At 52.7% G+C, this 18854-nt stretch carries 20 protein-coding genes; 11 read left to right on the forward strand and 9 right to left on the reverse strand.

Translation table 11 applies throughout. The features are described 5' to 3' along the window. Window positions 1-57 precede the first annotated feature (57 nt). Window positions 58-1248 carry a helix-turn-helix domain-containing protein gene (locus EVJ22_RS13940; protein WP_131444151.1) on the forward strand — a complete coding sequence of 397 codons (1191 nt, stop codon included), beginning with the start codon at window positions 58-60 and terminating at the stop codon, window positions 1246-1248. 4 nt (window positions 1249-1252) lie between these two features. On the opposite strand, the gene EVJ22_RS13945 is transcribed toward EVJ22_RS13940, so the two are convergent. Both EVJ22_RS13945 and EVJ22_RS13950 read right to left on the reverse strand, forming a co-directional pair. Then, window positions 1253-2260 carry a S66 family peptidase gene (locus EVJ22_RS13945; protein WP_131444152.1) on the reverse strand — a complete coding sequence of 336 codons (1008 nt, stop codon included), beginning with the start codon at window positions 2258-2260 and terminating at the stop codon, window positions 1253-1255. 64 nt (window positions 2261-2324) lie between these two features. Next, entirely contained in the window at window positions 2325-2651 is a 327-nt protein-coding gene (locus EVJ22_RS13950; protein ID WP_131444153.1) for a winged helix-turn-helix transcriptional regulator, read from the reverse strand. A 106-nt stretch (window positions 2652-2757) separates the two neighbouring features. Here EVJ22_RS13950 and EVJ22_RS13955 point away from each other — a divergent pair, with 106 nt between their 5' ends. Continuing rightward, entirely contained in the window at window positions 2758-3558 is an 801-nt protein-coding gene (locus EVJ22_RS13955; RefSeq protein WP_131444154.1) for a VOC family protein, read from the forward strand. A gap of 12 nt (window positions 3559-3570) precedes the next feature. Here EVJ22_RS13955 and EVJ22_RS13960 read toward each other — a convergent pair whose 3' ends face one another. Both EVJ22_RS13960 and EVJ22_RS13965 read right to left on the reverse strand, forming a co-directional pair. Continuing rightward, window positions 3571-4563 carry a 5'-3' exonuclease gene (locus EVJ22_RS13960; protein ID WP_070328350.1) on the reverse strand — a complete coding sequence of 331 codons (993 nt, stop codon included), beginning with the start codon at window positions 4561-4563 and terminating at the stop codon, window positions 3571-3573. A gap of 193 nt (window positions 4564-4756) precedes the next feature. After that, window positions 4757-6067, reverse strand: a complete 1311-nt coding sequence (locus EVJ22_RS13965; protein WP_071398830.1) for a hemolysin family protein — start codon at window positions 6065-6067, stop codon at window positions 4757-4759. Between the two features lie 201 nt (window positions 6068-6268). Between EVJ22_RS13965 and EVJ22_RS13970 the strand changes: the two genes are divergently transcribed. Continuing rightward, window positions 6269-7066: a glucose 1-dehydrogenase gene (locus EVJ22_RS13970; RefSeq protein WP_071398831.1), complete on the forward strand. Its 798-nt coding sequence runs from the start codon at window positions 6269-6271 to the stop codon at window positions 7064-7066. 41 nt (window positions 7067-7107) lie between these two features. On the opposite strand, the gene EVJ22_RS13975 is transcribed toward EVJ22_RS13970, so the two are convergent. Further along, window positions 7108-9063: an ATP-binding protein gene (locus EVJ22_RS13975; protein WP_131444155.1), complete on the reverse strand. Its 1956-nt coding sequence runs from the start codon at window positions 9061-9063 to the stop codon at window positions 7108-7110. Window positions 9064-9258: 195 nt separating this feature from the next. Here EVJ22_RS13975 and EVJ22_RS13980 point away from each other — a divergent pair, with 195 nt between their 5' ends. After that, on the forward strand, window positions 9259-9579 hold the full coding sequence (locus EVJ22_RS13980) for a PadR family transcriptional regulator (protein ID WP_071398833.1): 321 nt from the start codon (window positions 9259-9261) through the stop codon (window positions 9577-9579). Continuing rightward, window positions 9576-10604 (forward strand): DUF4097 family beta strand repeat-containing protein, encoded by a 1029-nt coding sequence (locus EVJ22_RS13985; RefSeq protein ID WP_131444156.1) that lies wholly within the window; start codon window positions 9576-9578, stop codon window positions 10602-10604. The genes EVJ22_RS13980 and EVJ22_RS13985 overlap by 4 nt, the downstream gene beginning before the upstream one ends. A gap of 41 nt (window positions 10605-10645) precedes the next feature. On the opposite strand, the gene EVJ22_RS13990 is transcribed toward EVJ22_RS13985, so the two are convergent. The 4 genes from EVJ22_RS13990 to EVJ22_RS14005 all read right to left on the reverse strand — a co-directional run bounded on the left by EVJ22_RS13990 (window position 10646) and on the right by EVJ22_RS14005 (window position 15009). Beyond that, entirely contained in the window at window positions 10646-11341 is a 696-nt protein-coding gene (locus EVJ22_RS13990) for a LutC/YkgG family protein (protein ID WP_131444157.1), read from the reverse strand. Then, on the reverse strand, window positions 11338-12741 hold the full coding sequence (locus tag EVJ22_RS13995) for a LutB/LldF family L-lactate oxidation iron-sulfur protein (protein WP_070328570.1): 1404 nt from the start codon (window positions 12739-12741) through the stop codon (window positions 11338-11340). The genes EVJ22_RS13990 and EVJ22_RS13995 overlap by 4 nt, the downstream gene beginning before the upstream one ends. Before the next feature lie 2 nt (window positions 12742-12743). Continuing rightward, on the reverse strand, window positions 12744-13481 hold the full coding sequence (locus EVJ22_RS14000) for a (Fe-S)-binding protein (RefSeq protein ID WP_071398869.1): 738 nt from the start codon (window positions 13479-13481) through the stop codon (window positions 12744-12746). A 238-nt stretch (window positions 13482-13719) separates the two neighbouring features. Continuing rightward, the gene (locus EVJ22_RS14005) at window positions 13720-15009 is read right to left on the reverse strand and encodes an NCS2 family permease (RefSeq protein WP_070328344.1); all 1290 of its coding nucleotides are present in this window, start codon (window positions 15007-15009) and stop codon (window positions 13720-13722) included. Between the two features lie 236 nt (window positions 15010-15245). Here EVJ22_RS14005 and EVJ22_RS14010 point away from each other — a divergent pair, with 236 nt between their 5' ends. The 6 genes from EVJ22_RS14010 to EVJ22_RS14030 all read left to right on the forward strand — a co-directional run bounded on the left by EVJ22_RS14010 (window position 15246) and on the right by EVJ22_RS14030 (window position 18691). After that, the gene (locus tag EVJ22_RS14010) at window positions 15246-15479 is read left to right on the forward strand and encodes a hypothetical protein (RefSeq protein ID WP_131444158.1); all 234 of its coding nucleotides are present in this window, start codon (window positions 15246-15248) and stop codon (window positions 15477-15479) included. A gap of 11 nt (window positions 15480-15490) precedes the next feature. Continuing rightward, window positions 15491-16450 (forward strand): LacI family DNA-binding transcriptional regulator, encoded by a 960-nt coding sequence (locus EVJ22_RS14015; protein WP_131444159.1) that lies wholly within the window; start codon window positions 15491-15493, stop codon window positions 16448-16450. A 67-nt stretch (window positions 16451-16517) separates the two neighbouring features. Next, the gene (locus tag EVJ22_RS14020) at window positions 16518-16802 is read left to right on the forward strand and encodes a HesB/YadR/YfhF family protein (protein WP_016507928.1); all 285 of its coding nucleotides are present in this window, start codon (window positions 16518-16520) and stop codon (window positions 16800-16802) included. Between the two features lie 96 nt (window positions 16803-16898). Further along, on the forward strand, window positions 16899-17033 hold the full coding sequence (locus EVJ22_RS15665) for a hypothetical protein (protein ID WP_016507966.1): 135 nt from the start codon (window positions 16899-16901) through the stop codon (window positions 17031-17033). Window positions 17034-17130: 97 nt separating this feature from the next. Then, on the forward strand, window positions 17131-18060 hold the full coding sequence (locus tag EVJ22_RS14025) for a manganese-dependent inorganic pyrophosphatase (RefSeq protein ID WP_071398838.1): 930 nt from the start codon (window positions 17131-17133) through the stop codon (window positions 18058-18060). Between the two features lie 121 nt (window positions 18061-18181). Next, window positions 18182-18691 (forward strand): hypothetical protein, encoded by a 510-nt coding sequence (locus tag EVJ22_RS14030; protein WP_071398839.1) that lies wholly within the window; start codon window positions 18182-18184, stop codon window positions 18689-18691. Window positions 18692-18854: the final 163 nt, after the last annotated feature.

An 18854-nucleotide genomic window follows, 5' to 3' on the forward strand; every position in this document is an offset into this window, starting at 1 on the left:
CAAAGAGAGATTTGTAAACAATAAGTTCAATTAAATTTAACTTTTAAGAGGTGCTCTATGATTGGACAGCGGATTAAGACGTTACGAAAAGAAAAAAAGTTGACGCAAAGTCAACTCGCAGACGGCATCATCACGAAATCGATGCTCAGTATGATTGAGAACGGGAAAGCCGAAACGTCGATGCGCAGTCTGCGCGAGATTGCCAAGCGGTTGGACGTGTCGGTTCAGTCGTTACTTGTCGATCCTCGCGAGGTGGAGCTGCAAGCGCTCGTCGAAGACATCGAATACGCCCAATTGAGCCTTAATCCATGGGACGAGGAAGCTACCAAGCAGGCGCTATCCCCATATTTGACGACAGAGATGAACTCGGTGTGGCAAGGGAAGGCATACGTCATTATGGGAGATAACTTAAAACATGGCGATAAGCGCAGTGAACTGTTAACTTATTATGAGCGAGCAATCAATTTGTTCGAACGGCTCGATGAAAAAGATGAGCTGGCGATGGCACTCATCGGGAAAGCTTACTACTACATTTTGTGGAATCAGTTTGAGGAAGCGAGCGAACAGTTTGATCGATTGGAATTGTTAGACGTGCGAAACATGTCGTCACGAACTCGGATTGAATATGCGATGCTTCTCGTCATGAAAGAAATGACGTATGAAGGGAATCTATCTGGGGCCATCCATCATCTAGATTCTGCCCTTAAACACATGCATCAGACGAGAACGTATTATCGAGCCGACGATGTGAATCGGACGATTGCATTATGTGCTCTTTACCTGAAAGACGAACAACGGATCAATGAGGCGTTTGTGAAAGCAAGGCAGTACATTCAGTTCACGGACGAACACGTGGCCAAAGTGCGTCTCGCTTTGTCAGAGGCACTTTATGCCATCCACTACGGCCGCGTCGAGCAGCTCGGGCAACAGATTAAGGAAATGGAGCGACTATTGGGTGATGATTACTCGTTCATCGCCGCGATCGAGATGTCACAAGGAGTCTATTATGCGATGAAAGGTGAGATGGAACTCGGAGATATGGCTTTCAAGCGGCTATGGGAAGGGATGGACGGTTGGAAGACACATAGCTTGATCGATCAGGCCGTCTATTTTGAAGGGGTGCTGATTGGTGCGAGTTACGGGTGTGGGCTCGAATTAGTGCCTTCAATCGAAGGATCTGTTCAAAGGTTTCCCGAAGGATTTTATCGGACACATTTGACCGAATTGCTACAAAAAATCAAGGGCTGAATCCTCAGCCCTTGAACGTTTGAATGAGCGTGCCTTTCCCGTCCTCGACTTGAATCGAGGCATGGGCACCGTTAATGAGTGTCAGTTGTGGTGGCACGTGCCCGCAGTCGATGTCATAAATGATGGGAACGTTGAGTAGTTCCTTTAGTTCAGCGTAGACGTCTTCTGCCGTATAACCTTGTACCGGTGGTTGGGCATCGCTGCGGCCGAACAAGATGCCTGTCGTGTGATCAAACCAACCGGCCCACTTCATTTGAAGCAGGGTCCGTTTGAGTGCCGGTACATCCATCTCGGCATTCTCGAAATACCAAAGAATCGGTTCATCGTTCAAATGAGTCTGTTGGAACTGAGCGACGTCACCGTAAGGCGTCCCAATCGTATGCAAGAGGACGTCGATACAACCGCCGAGCAGACGACCGGTCGCTTCCGTCCCACCGAGTGATTTCCATTCGGTCGGCTCGGTCAAATGGTAGACGCATGGACTCGGGTTACCGTGCTGCCACTCTTTTTGAAATTGCTCTGAAGACAGTTGAATGACGGTCTCGCCGTGTTTCGTCGATAAGACGTCGAGCCAACGCGAGCTCGTCGCATCCCACGATTCCCCGCGCAGATCGACAAGGTTCGTCCCGTGAGCCGAGGCGATGCCGGTCTTGAGCGTGTAGACGAATAAAAATAAGCTGACGTCAGAGTAGCCGAGCATCCACTTCGCTGGGAGCGTGTCCCAAGCGATTTTATCGAGTAGCTCGAGCAACAAGACGCCGCCCCATGGCGGGATGATCAAATCGACGTCCTCATCGTAGAACAGTCGCGTCAGCTCTTCGGCACGGACTGCGGCCGGCGCCGATTTTGCTTTATGTTGTGTCCAAACAGACGGTTCAAATTGAAGCGTGAAGCCGTGGCGTGCGAACGTCGTCTCAGCTTCGTGAAGTAAACTATGACGCGCGGCTGGTACGCCGGACGAAGGGGCGGTGACGCCGACGTGGCGGCCGGTGAGCTGTGGATAACGAATCATGAGATCCTCCTGTGGATAAGTGATGGGCGGTAATACGGAAATGAGTTATCCACATGTGGACAATTTATTTTTGTTGCATGCGCGCAGCGTGCTTCATGCCCCAAGCGTTCATCGTCTCGAGTACCGGGATAAGCGTCTTGCCGTACTCGCTCAACTGATAGTCGACGCGCGGCGGGACTTCCGGATAGACGGTACGGATGATGATATCGTGCTCTTCTAAGTCACGCAACTGGGCTGTCAAAATCTTTTGGCTAATGTTCGGGAGCGAGCGTTTCAGTTCACTGAACCGGAGCGTCCCCCCGTTGATGAGCGCGAGTAAAATCGATGGTTTCCATTTACCGGTGATTAGTTCGAGTGCGGTATCGACTTCACAGCTTGAGATCATCGTCATGAGTCTCGCTCCTCTCTAAGTATCCTTTCGGTAACTATACCACCTTTTTGTGCCGTCTTCTGCAAACGGGACACGGCATGTATAGTAAAGAGAGAGGTGAGAAAACATGAAATTAACCAATATCCAACTCGGACCGGTCACGCTCCGGGTCAGTGAATTAGAAAGCATGAAACAGTTTTACGAACAAGTCATTGGAATGGACGTACTCGAAGTCGGTATCGACCGCGTCACGCTCGGTGCGCCGAATACGCCGCTCGTCATCTTGCATGAAGTCAAAGGTGTGCGTCCGAACCGAAAGGCGGCCGGCTTGTTCCACATGGCAATCTTGCTGCCGGACCGCGTCGAACTCGGACGCATTCTCCGTCATTTGATCGAGCGACGGATTGAAGTCGGTCAAGGCGACCATTTGGTCAGTGAGGCGTTTTATTTGAACGATCCGGAAGGGAACGGCATCGAGCTGTATGCTGATCGGCCACGTGAGAAGTGGGAATATGAAGCGAACGGTCACGTGAAGATGTCGACCGATCCGGTTGAGTACGAATCGATGCTCGAGGCGGCAGCGGACCGTCCGTTCACAGGTCTTCCTGTCGGGACGACGATGGGACACGTTCACTTTAAGGTATGTTCCCTCGAAGCGGCGAAATTATTCTATCAACATCGACTCGGGTTTACCGTCACGACCGATTCATACCCGGGTGCACTGTTCCTCGCGGCCGACGGGTATCATCATCACATCGGTGCGAACGTCTGGGCCCGTCCGACTGAACCGATGAACGACGAGGCGGGACTTGAAGCATGGACGCTTTTTGTCGACGCTTCGACGAACCACGAACTTGGAGGGACGACGTCGGAATGGTCGCTCACCGACGACGATGGGATTACGGTCAATATAAAAAGCGTGGACTAATGTCCGCGCTTTTTAACGTGCTGAAATTTTCTTTTGACTCGAATCAAATGAGAGGCGAATGCCGCGCTTTTGATACGCTTGTTCGACCCGTTTTGAATTGATGCTGAGCTCAAGATGAGCCAGTTTCAAATGTTCAAGTTCTGGCACCGTGACATCGAGACGGACGAGCTCCATGTTGCGCTCGGCTTTTTTGCGTGTACGTCTCAAGTTACGGGGCACTTCCTCTGACGTCAGTGCCGCGATCGTTTCATTGATCAGTTGTCGTTTATCGCCTTTGACGCTAAGCGCCGTGTAAAGCTTATCGAGCGAACCGAAGCGTTTAATCAACTGTACCGATTGACTTTCGTCAAGGCCGGCTACAGGTGGGATACCGTCTGAACGGTCTCCCGTCAACGCTTTGACCGCTGAGAGCTGTTTCGGCTTCAATCCTTCGTACAACGCTGCAATCTCCTCAGGACGAATCTCGAGATGTCGCTTGAGTGGGAGCGGGCGGTTGTCTTGGATATCACAACGAGCTTGCATTTGCTGAAGCTCCTGTGTTTGAAGCCATACTGTGATACGTGGGCTCACGAGCTGAAGCAAGTCTTTATCCTTCGTCATGATGACGACAGGCGCGCTGCAGCTGAACTTCCGAGCGATGTGGGCAATCAAATCTTCTCCCTCATAGCCTTCGACTTGATATTGCGGGATTCCGCTCTCTTCAAGCAATTGGCGCATGAGTTCCATTTGAGCCTTCAACTCGGGTGGTGTCTGGCGACGGCGGCGTTTATAGCCAGGATAAAGCTCGCGACGCCACAATGTTTCACGTGAGACGTCCCATACGACGACAAAATGAGACGGACGATGTCTGCGTAGAATCGTCCGGATGAGGCCGGTCATACCGATGACGGCACTCCGATCGTTTTTAGATACCTCGCGTCCTTTTTTCGTTCGGCTCGCGGCGGCACCGTAGTAGGCACTGGCCAGCATGGAGTTTCCGTCAATTAAAAATAGTTTACGTTCCATGCGTAACCTTCTTTCTGTAGTTGTTGGACCGAACATTAATGAACTGTTCGGTGATGTTGTGTCAATGAGTGACACGCACTCAAATTAGCAACATATGTGCAGTATATCACGACAAGCCTTGAAAATATAGCGACAGTTCGAGCGTCAATCGAAAAGCCCTCCCTAATGTTCAAGGGAGGGCGGTCAAAGACACTTAGTCCATTTCGGCTCGAAGCTGGTCTTTATGCGCAAGAATCAAGTCGACGAAGACGATGCGGTGATTGTCGATCTCGCGGACGATCAGTTCGTGCTCACCTGGCAGGACGAAACGTTCGCCGGTGCGTGCATTCGCTTTTTGCGAGAGGACGAAACCACCAATCGTATCGACGTCATCCTCGATCTCAATGCCGAAGCGCTCTTCGATCTCTTGCGTGAGCACGAGACCAGACAAGCGATAATGGCCTGGATTGACTTCAGTGATCTCGGCTTGTTCGTCCCGGTCGAACTCGTCGCGAATCTCACCGACGATTTCTTCAAGGATGTCTTCGATCGTGAGCAGGCCGGCGGTGCCGCCGTACTCATCGATGACGAGACACATCATCGTCCGTGCGTTCTGCATTTTCACCATCGCTTCTTGGAGCGGTGTGAACTCCGTGACGAGCGGTAACTGATGAATGAACGATTCAAGCGGGGCGTCACTCTTGACGAGTTGGGCCGTGAACACCTGTTTGGCGTTAATAAAACCGAGCACGTCATCGCGGTCACCGTCTCGTGTGACCGGATAGCGCGTATATTGATGCTCTTGGACGGTCGCGATAATCGTCTCGATCGAGTCTTCTTCATCGATCGTCACCATATTCATCCGCGGCACCATCGCATCTTTTGCGACACGTTCATCAAACGAGAAGATATTTTGAACGTAAGCGAGTTCGTTCTCGTTGATTTCGCCACTTCGAAAACTCTCCGTCATGATAATTTTGAGTTCTTCTTCCGAGTGCGCCGTCTCTTGTGCCGTCGTCTTGACACCGAACAAGCGGAGCGTGAGCCGGGCCATACTGTTGAGCACCCGGATGAACGGATACAACAGCTTCGTGAAGAAGTAGAGCGGCCGGGCGACGAGCAGCGTCAATTTCTCGGCTTCATGTACGGCGAGCGTCTTCGGGACAAGTTCGCCGATGACGACGTGTAAAAAGGCGATGAGCAAAAAGGCGATTAAGAACGACAGGAATGTTGAAACCGACGGCGAGACGCTTAAGCGGTCGACGAGCGGTTGAATCATTCCTTCGATTTGATCGGCACCGATCCAACCAAGGCCGAGCGCGGCGAGCGTGATGCCGAACTGCGAGGCGGATAGCGAGTCATCGAGGTTCTCGATCACTTTTTTAGCGACGGACGCTCGTGAGTTTCCTTCTAGCACGAGTTGGTCGAGCCGTGCGCTCCGGACTTTGACGATTGAAAATTCGGCCGCCACGAAAAAGGCGGTCATGAAGATGAGAAAGGCGACGATCAATAAACTGAGTAACATGGGACTGTCCAAAAATTCCCCAAAAAATCGGGGATTCACCTCCATAAGAATAAGTTTGTACGTTTTTCAGGCGAGTCCTGAAAACGAATAGTTTGTTTCAGTATAGTAGATTTCCCATAAATATTCAAAAGACAGCCCGAAAGGTTTCATGAAGAGGGGAATACGGGAACTACAAAGCGAGAAGACGAAAGGGGAAACGACATGGCAAACTATCCAGAACTTCAAGGGAAAGTCGCAGTAATCACAGGTAGTTCAAAAGGACTCGGGCGAGCGGTGGCCGAGCGCTACGCGAAAGAAGGCGTCAACGTCGTCTTAAATTACAGAAGCAGTGAAGACGAGATGATGGAAGTCATCCGCGGCATCGAGGCGGCCGGAGGTAAAGCCGTCGCTGTCCAAGGTGACGTCGCCGAAGAAGGGCTCGCTGAGAAGATGATCGAAAAAGCAGTATCTGAATTTGGACAGATGGACATTTTCGTCAACAACGCCGGTGTCCAAGTCGAAGCGAAAACGCACGAGATGGAGCTCGACAACTGGAAGAAAATTATCGATACGAACCTGACCGGGACGTTTCTCGGGGTACGGGCCGCACTCAAGTATTTCGTCGAGCATGACTTGAAAGGGAATATCATCAACATGTCCTCGGTACACGAGGTGATCCCACGCCCGGGCTATACGCATTACGCAGCAAGTAAAGGCGGGGTCAAGATGTTCACGAAGTCGGTCGCGCTCGAATATGCGCCGAATCAGATTCGTGTCAACGCGATCGCTCCTGGTGCGATCGACACACCGATCAACGAAGAGACGATGCAAGATCCAGAAGAGAAGAAAGGGCTCGAAGCGCTCATTCCGACTCATAAGATCGGGCGACCTGAACAGATCGCTGCGGTGGCAGCGTGGCTTGCGTCAGACGAGTCGTCTTACGTCACGGGCACGACCATCTTTGCTGACGGTGGCTTGTCGCTCTATCCGGCATTTGGCCCAGAAAATAAAGTCCAATAACATAAGGGATGACTCGCCCGAGGCGAGTCATCCCTTATTGTTTAGCCGCTCATTTGATCTTCCTCGATATATTTCGGCAAGACGATCGTGAACGTCGATCCGAGACCGACACGTGAGTCGACCCGGATCGTCCCGTCATGCCCTTCGACAATCTCTTTACAGATGGCAAGACCGAGGCCGGTGCCACCGATCTTCCGGCTGGCCGAATTGTCGACGCGATAAAACTTGTCGAACAGTTTCGGGAGCGCTGAAGTCGGGATCCCGATGCCAGAGTCCGTGACGGAAATTTCGACGCCGTCCGACTGGTCATTCGTGACGGACACCGCAACTTTTCCGCCGTTCGGTGAATATTTGATCGCGTTATGAAGCAGGTTCGTGAACAGCTGGTTGAGTCGGTTTCGGTCCCCGTACACGAGGATGTCGTTATCACATTCAAACGATAAGTCGTGGTGTTGACTCGCGCCTTGGTGGACGGCAATCGTTTCTGCCAAAATATCGTACAAGCTTTCGGGCTCGTTTTGATACGTCTGTTTTCCCGACTCCATTCGCTGCACGTCGAGTAAGTTGGAGATCAAATCCTCGAGACGGAGCGTCTCTTTATGAATCATTCCTAAATATTGATCCGTCCGTTCAGCCGGCATCTTCCGGTAGCGCATAAGTTCGGTAAACCCGATGATGCTCGTTAAAGGAGTGCGCAATTCATGAGACACCGTCGCGACGAGTTCCGTCTTCAAGCGGTCGACCTCGGTTTCTTGCGTCACGTCCCGGAAGACGAGCATCGTGCCGTGGCGTGTGCCGCGCAAATGGATTTTTTCCGCGTACATTCGGATGAACCGTTCTTCTTGATTCATCGAGAACGTCACGCTCTCTTCCATCGCTTCGCCGTCGAACGCACGGCGCATGAACGAGAAGAAGGAATCTTTTTGATCGACTTGGAGACCGAGTTCTTCAAGGTCGACGTCAAGCCGATAAAGGTCCGTCTCGTTTTGCTTCGTGATCGCTTGATTGAACATGACGAAGAGCGCCTGGTTGGCGAGTTTCTCATGCGTCGTATGTTCGACATAAATGACGGCGTCACGGATCGAGTGCAAGAGCCGCGCGGTCTTCTCGCGCTCTTCTTCGACTTGATAACGCTGCGACGACAGTGAGGCCGCCATTTGACGGAACGATTCGGTCAGTTGCCCGACCTCGTTTCGGGTCGATGCCAAAACAGGGACGGGTATGACTCGGTCGTCGGTGAGCCGTTCGCTGTTCGTGATCAACTCTTGCAGTTGATCGGTCAACCGTTTTACGTAAGGCCGAGCCGCGATGAAGAGGACGAATAGTACCCCGAGTAGCGACAGAAGCCAAAGTACTTGCGCCCATTTCGTATGGGTGGCGAGCTGTTCACGGAGTTGGTTTTCTTCCGCATTCAATGCGTTGCGGTATTCGGTGAACACCGTCTCCATGTCGACGATGCTCGCGCTCATGTCAGCCGCGCTCTTCGAGTTGATTTGGAATTTCCGATCGGCCTGAGGTTCGGTTTGAGGCGTTACTTTCCCGAGCGTCGGCATTTGCAGGAACGGCTCGGTGACCGTGCCTTCCTGTTTCGCGACGACGTAGCGCTCGAGGCTCGGCATGACGCGTTGTTGATAGGCGGAGAATAACGCACGGGCATCCCCCGCATACGTCTGTTCTTTCGCCGTGACCGCGTTCGTTTCGAACCAGGCGGTCTGTGTTTCGATCAAGTCTTGTTTCTCTTTGACGCGGGCAAGCAATTCCTCGTCGCCGAGGAGGACGTAACCGCGCATCTCATATTGCATGGACTGCCATGTCTCGAAGAGCTCGGTCGCATTCGTGCGACGTTCGCTGACGTGCTCGAGCGATGAAGTCGTCTGTTCGATTCGATTTTCCGTATATACGTATACGGCGAGTGAGGTGAGGAGGATCAGTCCAATGAATAAATAGAAGACGAATAAAAACTGCCTTCCGATCCGCTCGTCAATCCAAGCTTTCATAGGGACCGTTCCTTCCTGGAACTACATACATTCCGGCTGTGACAATTATTTTACTACGAGTGTCGTTCCCCTATTGTACAGATTTGGGCAGAGATATACCACTTATCGAGATGTAATAAACATGCTAGCTAATATTTATTGAACAGTAGTGGTCGATATGCTATTGTTTAATGAACAGTAGAGGAGGCGAATCGATTGAACCCTCAATTTAAAAAAGGGGTCTTAAACTTGTGTGTACTTGCACTCGTCGAGACGAGTGATCGTTACGGTTATGAGCTCGTTCAAGCAATCTCGGCAAGAGTCGTCATCTCGGAAGGGGCGGTCTATCCGCTCCTTCGGCGACTCACGTCGGAAGGCTACTTCACGACGTATTTGAAGGAGTCGGCAGAAGGACCGCCACGGAAGTACTACGCCATCACGGAGCAAGGGAAGATCCATCTAGACGAATTGCGAGCGGAATGGGAATCATTCACGACAGGAGTCAACGAATTGATTAAAAGGGGAGACGACAAATGACAGAAGAACAGTATTTAACTGAACTCGAACGGTTGCTCATGGGGATCAGCATCATCGATCGGGTCGATATTTTGCGGGACGTTGCGGAATACTTTGCGAGCGGGCGACTCGATGGGAAAAGTGACGAAGCGATGGCCGAGGAGCTCGGGACACCAGAAGTGCTCGCCTCAGAACTGCTCGTGTCGGTCGATTCGATCGCGGCGGAGCCGATTGCGCCGCCTGCCATCGTCCAGAGCCCGAACGTGGCGTTTCAACACGTCTCGATTCGCGTTCAAAATGCGCACGTGAACGTTGTACCGTCCGCGGACGGCTATGCCTACGCGACACTAGAAGATGAGACCGAACATGGCGTCAAGATGGACATCGTCAACGACACGATCGAGGTGCGGATCGAGTCGGAACGCCGCTTCGGACTGTCCGACTTGTTCTCGTGGTTCGGGACGAAAACACCGGTGTTGCATGTCGAGTTGCCGCGTCACACGTATGAATCGGTCCGTCTGAACAATCGGCACGGCTCGAGTGACGTCCGTGAGGTGCGAGCTGCTTTGATCGAGGTCGAGAGCGAGAACGGTCGCATCAACGCGAGTGAGGTCCGGGCCGGTCACGGGACGTTGCGCTCGTCAAACGGGAACGTCTGCCTGACGATGAGCGCGGGCCAAGACTTTGACGTTCAAACATCGAACGGTCGAGTCGAAGTGAGAGATTCTGTCATTGAACGTCTCACTCTTCAATCGTCAAACGGTCGGCTCGACATCGTCGACGTGGACGGCGCAATCGAGGCGAAATCGTCGAACGGACGTATCGATTGTGTGATCGATGCGATTGAACATCCGCTTCGATTGAAGACGACGAACGGAAAAATCGAACTGCGTCTGAAGCAAGAGCCGAGCGACACCGTCATCCGCGCCAAGACGAGAAACGGCCAACTCGACATATTTGGGGAGCGGACGAACGAGCGGACGTTCGGGGACGGTGCGCTTGAAGTCAAACTGACGAGCACGAACGGAAGCATCACCGTCGAATAAAGAATAAACGAAAAAACTCGCCACGACGGCGAGTTTTTTCGTTAGAGATCATGTACGAGAACGTAGGCGACACGGACCGGTCCGTGGACACCGACGATCAAGTTCATCTCAATATCGGCCGAGTTTGACGGGCCCGAGATGAAGTTGACGCCTTGCGGTGAGGCGAGCTCGCCGTTGCGATCGAGTTCGGCCAGTTGTTTCGCCGCTTGCGTCATTCGGGGCACGAGCACCGATTTCGGGATGATGGCGATGTGATCTTGTGGCAACAAGCTGATCGTCCGCGATTTTCCGGGGGCCGCGTATTGGACGATGGTCGCACTTTCAGCGAGTGCTTGATCGGCAATCGTGATCCCAACGTCAGCTTTCACGGCAAGGGCGCGGCTGTCATCCGGACGCGCGGCATCCCACCAGTCGAACGACAGGCTCGTTTCGGGTGCCCATTCCTTAATGCGTGCATCGTCCTCGGCGATAATCGTCTTGCCGTCGTATCGTTCGAGGAGAAGACGGAGCGTGTCATCGAGATGAGTCGACTCACATTCGACGACGTCGGTATGAATGCGCGTCGCGACCATACGGAACGTCTCGAGGAGTTCCTCTGTTGAAGCGTCTTTCAACACCTCGTCTTGCGGACGGTGCTTGTATATTCGTTTCGGAGGCGTCAAATCGACGTCGCGTCCGAGTTGTCCCGCGATCCGCTTTAAAAAGTCTTCACGGTTGGTGATCGTTCCTGGATTCATTGTGCATTCCCCCGTTTCTTAAACCAGTCGCGGACCGTCTGTTTGGCCGGCTGCGGCAAGTCTTTCGAGTCGGTCCAAGCCGGTAAGCCTTTGTCGATTTGCCCCGCTGTCGCAAACGGGGACGATGCGAACGGCGCGATCTGTTCGGCCGCCTCGAACAAGAACGGGCTCGATGATGTGACGGCGAAGCCTTTCATGGCGATGCGTTCGACGAACGGCGATTTTTTCTTGTCTTCGACGATGACGCGGCGATGCTCGATCAACAGTTCATGGAGCGGGATTTTGACCGGACATGCTTCCGTACAGGCACCACAAAGACTTGACGCATACGGCAGTTCTTTATAGTTCTCGTAACCGTCGAGCAGCGGGGCGAGCACGGCGCCGATCGGTCCCGGATAAATCGAACCATAGGCGTGGCCGCCGATATGACGATACACCGGGCAGACGTTAATACATGCCGCGCAACGGATACATTGGAGCACGGACTGGAACTGAGTCCCGAGAATGCCGGACCGCTTGTTGTCGACGATGACGAGATGGAATTCTTCCGGGCCGTCGACTTCACCGACGCTTTTCGTGCCGGCGAACGTCGTGATGTATGACGTGAGCCGTTGACCGACCGCGCTCCGGCACAACATGTTGACGAGCACTTCGAACTCTTCGTAAGACGGGACGACCCGCTCCATCCCCATGACCGAGATGACGGTGTTCGGGAGTGACGTGACCATCCGGCCGTTACCTTCGTTCGTGACGAGACCGACGGCGCCGCTCTCGGCGATGGCGAAGTTACAACCGGTGATGCCGACCTCTGCTTTCAAGAAGTCTTTGCGCAGCTCACGGCGCGCGTAGCGGCCGAGCTCGGTCGGGTCGTTCGTTCCGTCGTAGCCATGGGTCGTGAACGTCTTGTGGACATCGTTCCGGTCTTTGTGGAGCGCCGGTGCGACGATGTGCGACGGTGGGTCGTTGTCGAGCTGAAGGATCCATTCCCCGAGATCCGACTCGACGACCGTACACCCTTCTTCGTGAAGCGCCTCGTTCAACCCGATCTCCTCGGTCACCATCGACTTCGATTTGACGACGTGTTTGGCGTCTTTTGCGCGCACGACTTCGCGGATATAGCGGTTCGCTTCTTCCGGCGTCTCGGCGAAGAAGACGTTGCCGCCCCGCTTCGAGATATTCTCACTCAACTGGTGTAAGTAGTAATCGAGATGCTCGAGCACGTGCTGGCGAATCTCTTCCGAATGGTCGCGGAACGCTTCCCAATCCCCGAGTTCCCCGGCCGCGTTCAAACGTCCGTCGCGCAGGCGGTTTTGCGCCGAGCTGACGGCTTGGCGCATGAACGGGTTATCGATCCCGTCTTTCCGCCGATCTTGAAACTTCTCATCTAACCGAATCCCCATGCTCATGCTTGTTTCACCCCTTCGTTCAACACTTCCGCGATATGCATCACTTTGATCGGATGCCCTTGTTTATGCAGGCGCCCCCCGATGTTCATCAAACAAGACGCATCAGCGCCGATCAACACGTCGGCCCCTGATTTTAAAATCGACTCGACTTTCTCGTCGACCATCTGTACCGACACGTCCGGCATCTTGACCGAGAACGTCCCGCCGAAGCCGCAACAGTTATGTACGTTTTCGAGTGGGACCATCGTCAACCCGTCAACGTTTTTCAACAACTGTCCCGGTGCCGCCTCGATCCCGAGCAGGCGCGTCATATGGCACGATGCGTGATACGTCGCTTTCGCCGGGAATTTCGCCCCGACGTCTGTCACTTCGAGCACGTCGACGATGAACTGCGTCAGTTCGAACGCCTTTGCCGCATGGGCTTCAGCCCGCTCTTTCCAGACGGGATCGTCTTTGAACAAGTGCGGATAGTCGCGCATCATCATGACACACGAGCCGGACGGTCCGACGATATAGTCGGCGTCCGCTTTCTCGAACGTCTCAATCATGTGTTTGGCAATCTTTTTCGTCTCTTCATGGTAGCCGCTGTTATAGGCCGGTTGACCGCAGCACGTCTGCTCGAACGGGAAGCTGACGTCACAACCGAGATGTTCTAATAGTTCGACCGTCGCTTGTCCTACCGATGGGAATAACGTATCGGAGAGACAAGTGACGAACAACGCCACGTTTGGCATGTCCATTCCTTCTTTCCTGATTTTAGTCAAATTCGAAAACGGTCTCACAGTTATTATTCCATAACAAATGAGCACAAAACAGAAAAATGGAATCATTTTCTCAAAAAAATGTAAAATACTGTCTAATTGAGAACTAAATGATAATGAATACATATTCATGAAGAAACTGCTATAAGACAGTGATTCCCTGATTAATAACAGAAAAACCCTCGTCGGGGACGAGGGTTAAAGTCAAGTATTATAGGAAAAACATTTCCAAAATAAACAATCCGGCGAACAAGTAGATGAGCGGGTGGACCGTCTCTTTGTTCATCGCCTTGAAGATCGGGTAGAGGATGAACCCGAAGGCGATCCCGCGTTCGATACTGCCTGAGAGTGGCATGATGAGGATCGTCATGAACGCCGGGAAGTATTCACTGAAATCTGTCCAATCGATATAGCGGACGTTCGTCAGCATGAGTGCGCCGACGATGATGAGGGCCGGCGCCGTAATGGCGGCGACACCTGAAATCGCACCGATGAGCGGGCTGAAGAACAATGTGAGACCGAACAAGCCCGCGACGACGGCTGTCGTCAGTCCGGTCCGTCCGCCTTGGGCGACACCTGCGGCCGACTCGATGTAGGCCGTCGATGGACTCGTTCCGACGAGTGAGCCCCCCATCGTTGCGAGTGAATCAGCGAACAAGGCCCGGTGCCCGTTCTCGATCGTCCCGTCTTCTTTCAACAAACCGGCTTGCTTGCCGACACCGACGAGCGTTCCCGTCGTGTCGAACAACGTGACGAGGAAGAACGACAATACGGCCCCGAATAAGCCATATTGGATGACGTCAGAGAAAGCGGTGAGCGGGTTGACCATCAACCCTTCCGGTAGCGTCGGCATCGCCGTCACGCCTTCGATTTTCAATAGACCCATGAAGTAGGCCGCGATACCTGTGAGCACCATCCCGATAAGAAGGGAACCCGGGACGTTACGTGAGAACAGAAGCGCCGAGACGATCAGCCCACCGAGGACGAGCAAGACGCTCGGTGACGACAACTCCCCGAGACGGACGAGGTTCGCCTCATCCGCGACGATGAGTCCGGACAGCTTCAAGCCGAGTGAAGCGATGAACAACCCGATACCGGTCGTGATGGCGTGCTTCAATGAAGCGGGGATCGCTTGAATCAGTTTCGTCCGGATCGGTGACAGCGACAAGATCAGGAAGAAGACCGACGAGACGAAGACGACGCCGAGCGCGGCTTCTGGTGCGATCTGTTGTTGCGCGACGAGTGTATAGGCGAAGAAGGCGTTCAAGCCCATCCCAGGTGCGACCGCGATCGGCAGGTTGGCATAGAACGCCATTAATCCTGTTCCGATCAAGATGGCGATGATCGTCGCCGTGAACGCCTGGGCGAACGGAATGCCTGCGTCGGATAAAATCGCCGGGTTGACGACCGAGATGTAGGCCATCGTGACGAACGTCGTGATGCCGGCCATCACTTCTTGTTTAACGTTCGTTCCGTGTTGCTGTAAACGGAATAAGTTCATTAGAAAGACTCCTTATAAGTAGTAATTTCCGAACATTAACTGTCCGGTAAAGTGGAATACACGTTATCAACTTGTTGACTATACGAAATCGAATCGACATCGTCAATGATTTCGAGTTAAAAAACTAAAAAATTTCTCATTTTAGCGTTTAATGTTCGGAATTAGAGATTATTACTAAAGTGCTTGCTCTGAAACGCGTTTCAGAATGTACGGTAGAGTCAAAGGAGGGAAGCCTGATGAATCCGACGACGTGGAAGGCTTGGTGTAGCGGGATCGTCTATGAACTGGTCATCAATCAATTGTACACACCGTTCGGACGCATGTTGTGCGCCCAGTTTCAAGATGAGTTTCTTCATTTATCCGTCGAAGAACGGTTTCGTCTCGCCCAAGCGATTCGGCGACAAGTGATGGCAAGAGATGACAGTCGGTCAGTAGAATGGGTACACTATATGGAAAGACTGACAGATTGAGGTGAGGCGGGATGGCGAACATTCGAGATATCGCGAAACAAGCGGACGTGTCGGTGACGACGGTCTCGCGGGTGATTAATGAACATCCATACGTTTCAAAAGAAAAGCGACAGCGTGTCCATGCGGCGATGGCAGAGCTTGGCTATTTACGGAATCAGCAGGCGCTGACGCTGTCGACTGGGCGCACGCAGCGATTCGTCGTCGTGTTGCCGTATATGGACCATCCGTACTACGGACTGTTCGTCAACGGACTCGCGAAAGCGGCGCTCGTGAAAGGGTATCGTCTCGTCATGTGGCAGACCGAGTACAAGCTTGATCAAGAGCGGCAAGCACTCGACTTACTGAAGCATCGTGAAGTCGATGGGGCAATTCTGTTGTCGCATGCGATGTTGTTCGAAGAATTGGAGACGTACCGTAGTTTCGGCCCGGTCTCGGTCGCGACGGTCGGTGCGCCTGAGACGATTTCCTCGGTCCATGTCGACCATTACGCGGCGTTCGTCGCCGGATTGCATGTGTTAACGCAAGCCGGCTATGAGGATATCGGTATCGTCTTATCGCGGCAGTCTAGCCCGAGCTCAATCGCGCGTCAGCGGGCCTACTTCGATGAAGTGGCGTCCGCGCGTGAGCGATGGGTATGGACCGGTTACTTGACGAGTGAAGACGGGATCCGCTTAGCGGCAGAGTTCCTTCAACGAAAAGAGCGTCCCCGCGCGCTCTTTTTGTCGTCCGATTACGTCGCGCTCGGTTTTTTAGGGGAGATGCACCGGCGTGGCGTCGGTATCCCGGAAGACGTCGCCATCCTCGGGTTTGACGGCCACCCAATCAGCCAGGCGTTCGGTTTATCGACGATGCACGCGCCGCATGAAGAAATCGGTCGCGCCTTGTTCGACGTGACGTTCGATGGGATGGACGGCGGTGCGGTTAGGGCGCAAAGTCTGACCGTCACGTATCTTTCGGGCACGACACTCTAGGCAACTTCCTCGCTCGCTTTTTGAGAAACGATTAGAATGAAGACAGAAGTCGAGAGGAGGATGTTACATGAAAATCAACGTGACGGAAGAAGCACTCCAATTTTTTAAAGACGAAATGGAAGTCGAGGCGGGACAGACGGTTCGTCTGTTCGCTAAATACGGGGGTTCGACTGATTTGACGCACGGGTTCTCGGTCGGTGTCATCACAGAAGAGATTGATAACGCCGTCGTCGAGACGAACGCAGATGGAATTCGTTTCGTCGTCGCCGAGCAGGACGAATGGTTGTTCCAAGGACAAGACGTCAACGTCGAGATCCGCGGGGATGAAGTCGTGTTCGTCCAAGCTGACTGACATGACAGTTTGTTTACGGATGTGAGACATCCGTTTGACCGTGTCAACCTTGGGGAACAGTCTACGACAAGACTCAGTACCGAAAGGATGAGACAGATGTCAGACAAAGACAAACGTGAACAAGAAGAACAAGAGAAGTTGAACCGGGACCAACCGGATATCTCGCACGAAGAAGATTCAAAAGGGGATCATTCGGACCTCGAAGAGACAGACGAAGACGAACAATCGTGAAGAGCCGAGTCTAGGCTCTTTTTGTTTTGGAATTGAAAGAATGGGGATTGACGGTATAATGGATAAGGGAAAACTACAACAGTGAGGAGAATGCATCATGAGTACAGTACTTGTCTTCGGACATAAAAATCCAGATACGGATACAATCTGTTCGGCGCTCGCTTACGCTGAACTGAAAAAGAAATTAGGCATGGACGCCGAGGCGGTCCGTCTCGGTGAGGTGAACGGGGAGACGCAATACGCGCTCGACCACTTCCGTGTCAAGGCGCCGCGCCTCGTCGAACGTGTATCGGACGAAACGAACTCGGTCATCTTGGTCGACCATAATGAATTCCAACAAAGTGCGCCCGACATTGCTGACGTGCGGATCCTTGAAGTCATCGACCATCACCGCATCGCTAACTTCCAAACGGCAGACGCACTTTATTACCGGGCGGAGCCGGTTGGCTGCACGGCGACGATCTTGCTCAAGCTGTACAAAGAACACGGTGTCGAAATCGCGTCTGACATGGCCGGATTGATGCTATCGGCGATCATCTCGGACTCGCTCTTGTTCAAGTCACCGACATGCACGGACGAGGACGTCAAAGCAGCGAAAGAGCTTGCAGACATCGCCGGAACTGACGTCGAGGCGTACGGTCTCGAAATGTTGAAAGCAGGAGCCGACTTGAGCCAGAAGACGGTGCCTGAACTCATCTCGCTCGACGCGAAGGAGTTCGCGATGGGCGACTACCGCATCGAGATCGCCCAAGTGAACACGGTTGACGCGAACGACGTGTTGAGCCGTAAAAGTGAAGTCGAGGCGGCGATGGCGAAGACGATTGCTGACAAACAGCTCGACTTGTTCGTCTTCGCGATCACGAACATCTTGACGAACGATTCAGAAGCACTCGTTGTCGGTGCGAAGCATGATTTGTTCGAACAAGCGTTCAACGTCGAACTGTTAGACGGCCTGGCGACACTTCCTGGCGTCGTATCACGTAAAAAACAAATCGTTCCTGTGTTGACAGCAGCGGCGACGAACTAAGGTATGAATGAACACTCGGTTTTAAACTGGGTGTTCATTTTTTGTTTTTATTTGGAAATAATAGACTTATACTGAAAGAGGATGAACGTTAAGCCAACCTAACAAGAAATGGAGAACTCTGATGTATAAGCACAAGCGAATCGGATGGATGATGCTAATTGGATTCGGCGCATGTGCCGGTATCTTTTATTTAGGTAATCTGATGACGGTCAATCCGTTACAAATTTCAGGGAATGGGAATCCGGCCTTGCTCGCACTGCCGATTCTTCTATTTTTGATGCTGCTCATCGTGACGGGTTGGATGGGATTGGTCATGAATTGGAGTACACGTATATTATCGGTCGGAGTCATCACCATCCCAGCGTTTCTCTATGCGGCGTACCGCTATCAAGCGAACGAATTTGATACGTACCGGGCGTATGTAAAGCACGTCGTCATGAATCAAGAAGGGCGTAGCGCGGATTGGAATTATGTGGACAGTATCACGAGCAACGTCTTCTCGATATACATGAATAATCAACTGTTCAATGTGAACACGTTCTTCATGTATATCGGTTTAACGTTATGGATTGGTATCGTCCTGATCTTGCTGAAACGTTCGAACGTCATGCCACCGAAACTGAATCATTGAATGAAAAACAAGGCTCGAAGCGAATGCTTCGGGCCGCAGCTTGTTGACTAACATCAATAGAATCGCTCGTCCTTCCGGCGCCCACGCTTTCCGCAGGCAATCCCGGAGCCGCATCGCGACTTATGTCGCTGCTGGGTCTCCGTTGGATTGCTTTCCTGCAGGA

The sequence above is a fragment of the Exiguobacterium sp. SH0S7 genome (assembly GCF_004337195.1).
Lineage (GTDB): Bacteria > Bacillota > Bacilli > Exiguobacteriales > Exiguobacteriaceae > Exiguobacterium > Exiguobacterium aurantiacum_A.

Coding starts and splice junctions, on each gene's coding strand:
- EVJ22_RS13940 (WP_131444151.1), top strand. CDS start 58: ATGATTGGACAGCGGATTAAGACGTTACGAAAAGAAAAAAAGTTGACG.
- EVJ22_RS13945 (WP_131444152.1), bottom strand. CDS start 2,260: ATGATTCGTTATCCACAGCTCACCGGCCGCCACGTCGGCGTCACCGCC.
- EVJ22_RS13950 (WP_131444153.1), bottom strand. CDS start 2,651: ATGACGATGATCTCAAGCTGTGAAGTCGATACCGCACTCGAACTAATC.
- EVJ22_RS13955 (WP_131444154.1), top strand. CDS start 2,758: ATGAAATTAACCAATATCCAACTCGGACCGGTCACGCTCCGGGTCAGT.
- EVJ22_RS13960 (WP_070328350.1), bottom strand. CDS start 4,563: ATGGAACGTAAACTATTTTTAATTGACGGAAACTCCATGCTGGCCAGT.
- EVJ22_RS13965 (WP_071398830.1), bottom strand. CDS start 6,067: ATGTTACTCAGTTTATTGATCGTCGCCTTTCTCATCTTCATGACCGCC.
- EVJ22_RS13970 (WP_071398831.1), top strand. CDS start 6,269: ATGGCAAACTATCCAGAACTTCAAGGGAAAGTCGCAGTAATCACAGGT.
- EVJ22_RS13975 (WP_131444155.1), bottom strand. CDS start 9,063: ATGAAAGCTTGGATTGACGAGCGGATCGGAAGGCAGTTTTTATTCGTC.
- EVJ22_RS13985 (WP_131444156.1), top strand. CDS start 9,576: ATGACAGAAGAACAGTATTTAACTGAACTCGAACGGTTGCTCATGGGG.
- EVJ22_RS13990 (WP_131444157.1), bottom strand. CDS start 11,341: ATGAATCCAGGAACGATCACCAACCGTGAAGACTTTTTAAAGCGGATC.
- EVJ22_RS13995 (WP_070328570.1), bottom strand. CDS start 12,741: ATGGGGATTCGGTTAGATGAGAAGTTTCAAGATCGGCGGAAAGACGGG.
- EVJ22_RS14000 (WP_071398869.1), bottom strand. CDS start 13,481: ATGCCAAACGTGGCGTTGTTCGTCACTTGTCTCTCCGATACGTTATTC.
- EVJ22_RS14005 (WP_070328344.1), bottom strand. CDS start 15,009: ATGAACTTATTCCGTTTACAGCAACACGGAACGAACGTTAAACAAGAA.
- EVJ22_RS14010 (WP_131444158.1), top strand. CDS start 15,246: ATGAATCCGACGACGTGGAAGGCTTGGTGTAGCGGGATCGTCTATGAA.
- EVJ22_RS14015 (WP_131444159.1), top strand. CDS start 15,491: ATGGCGAACATTCGAGATATCGCGAAACAAGCGGACGTGTCGGTGACG.
- EVJ22_RS14020 (WP_016507928.1), top strand. CDS start 16,518: ATGAAAATCAACGTGACGGAAGAAGCACTCCAATTTTTTAAAGACGAA.
- EVJ22_RS15665 (WP_016507966.1), top strand. CDS start 16,899: ATGTCAGACAAAGACAAACGTGAACAAGAAGAACAAGAGAAGTTGAAC.
- EVJ22_RS14025 (WP_071398838.1), top strand. CDS start 17,131: ATGAGTACAGTACTTGTCTTCGGACATAAAAATCCAGATACGGATACA.
- EVJ22_RS14030 (WP_071398839.1), top strand. CDS start 18,182: ATGTATAAGCACAAGCGAATCGGATGGATGATGCTAATTGGATTCGGC.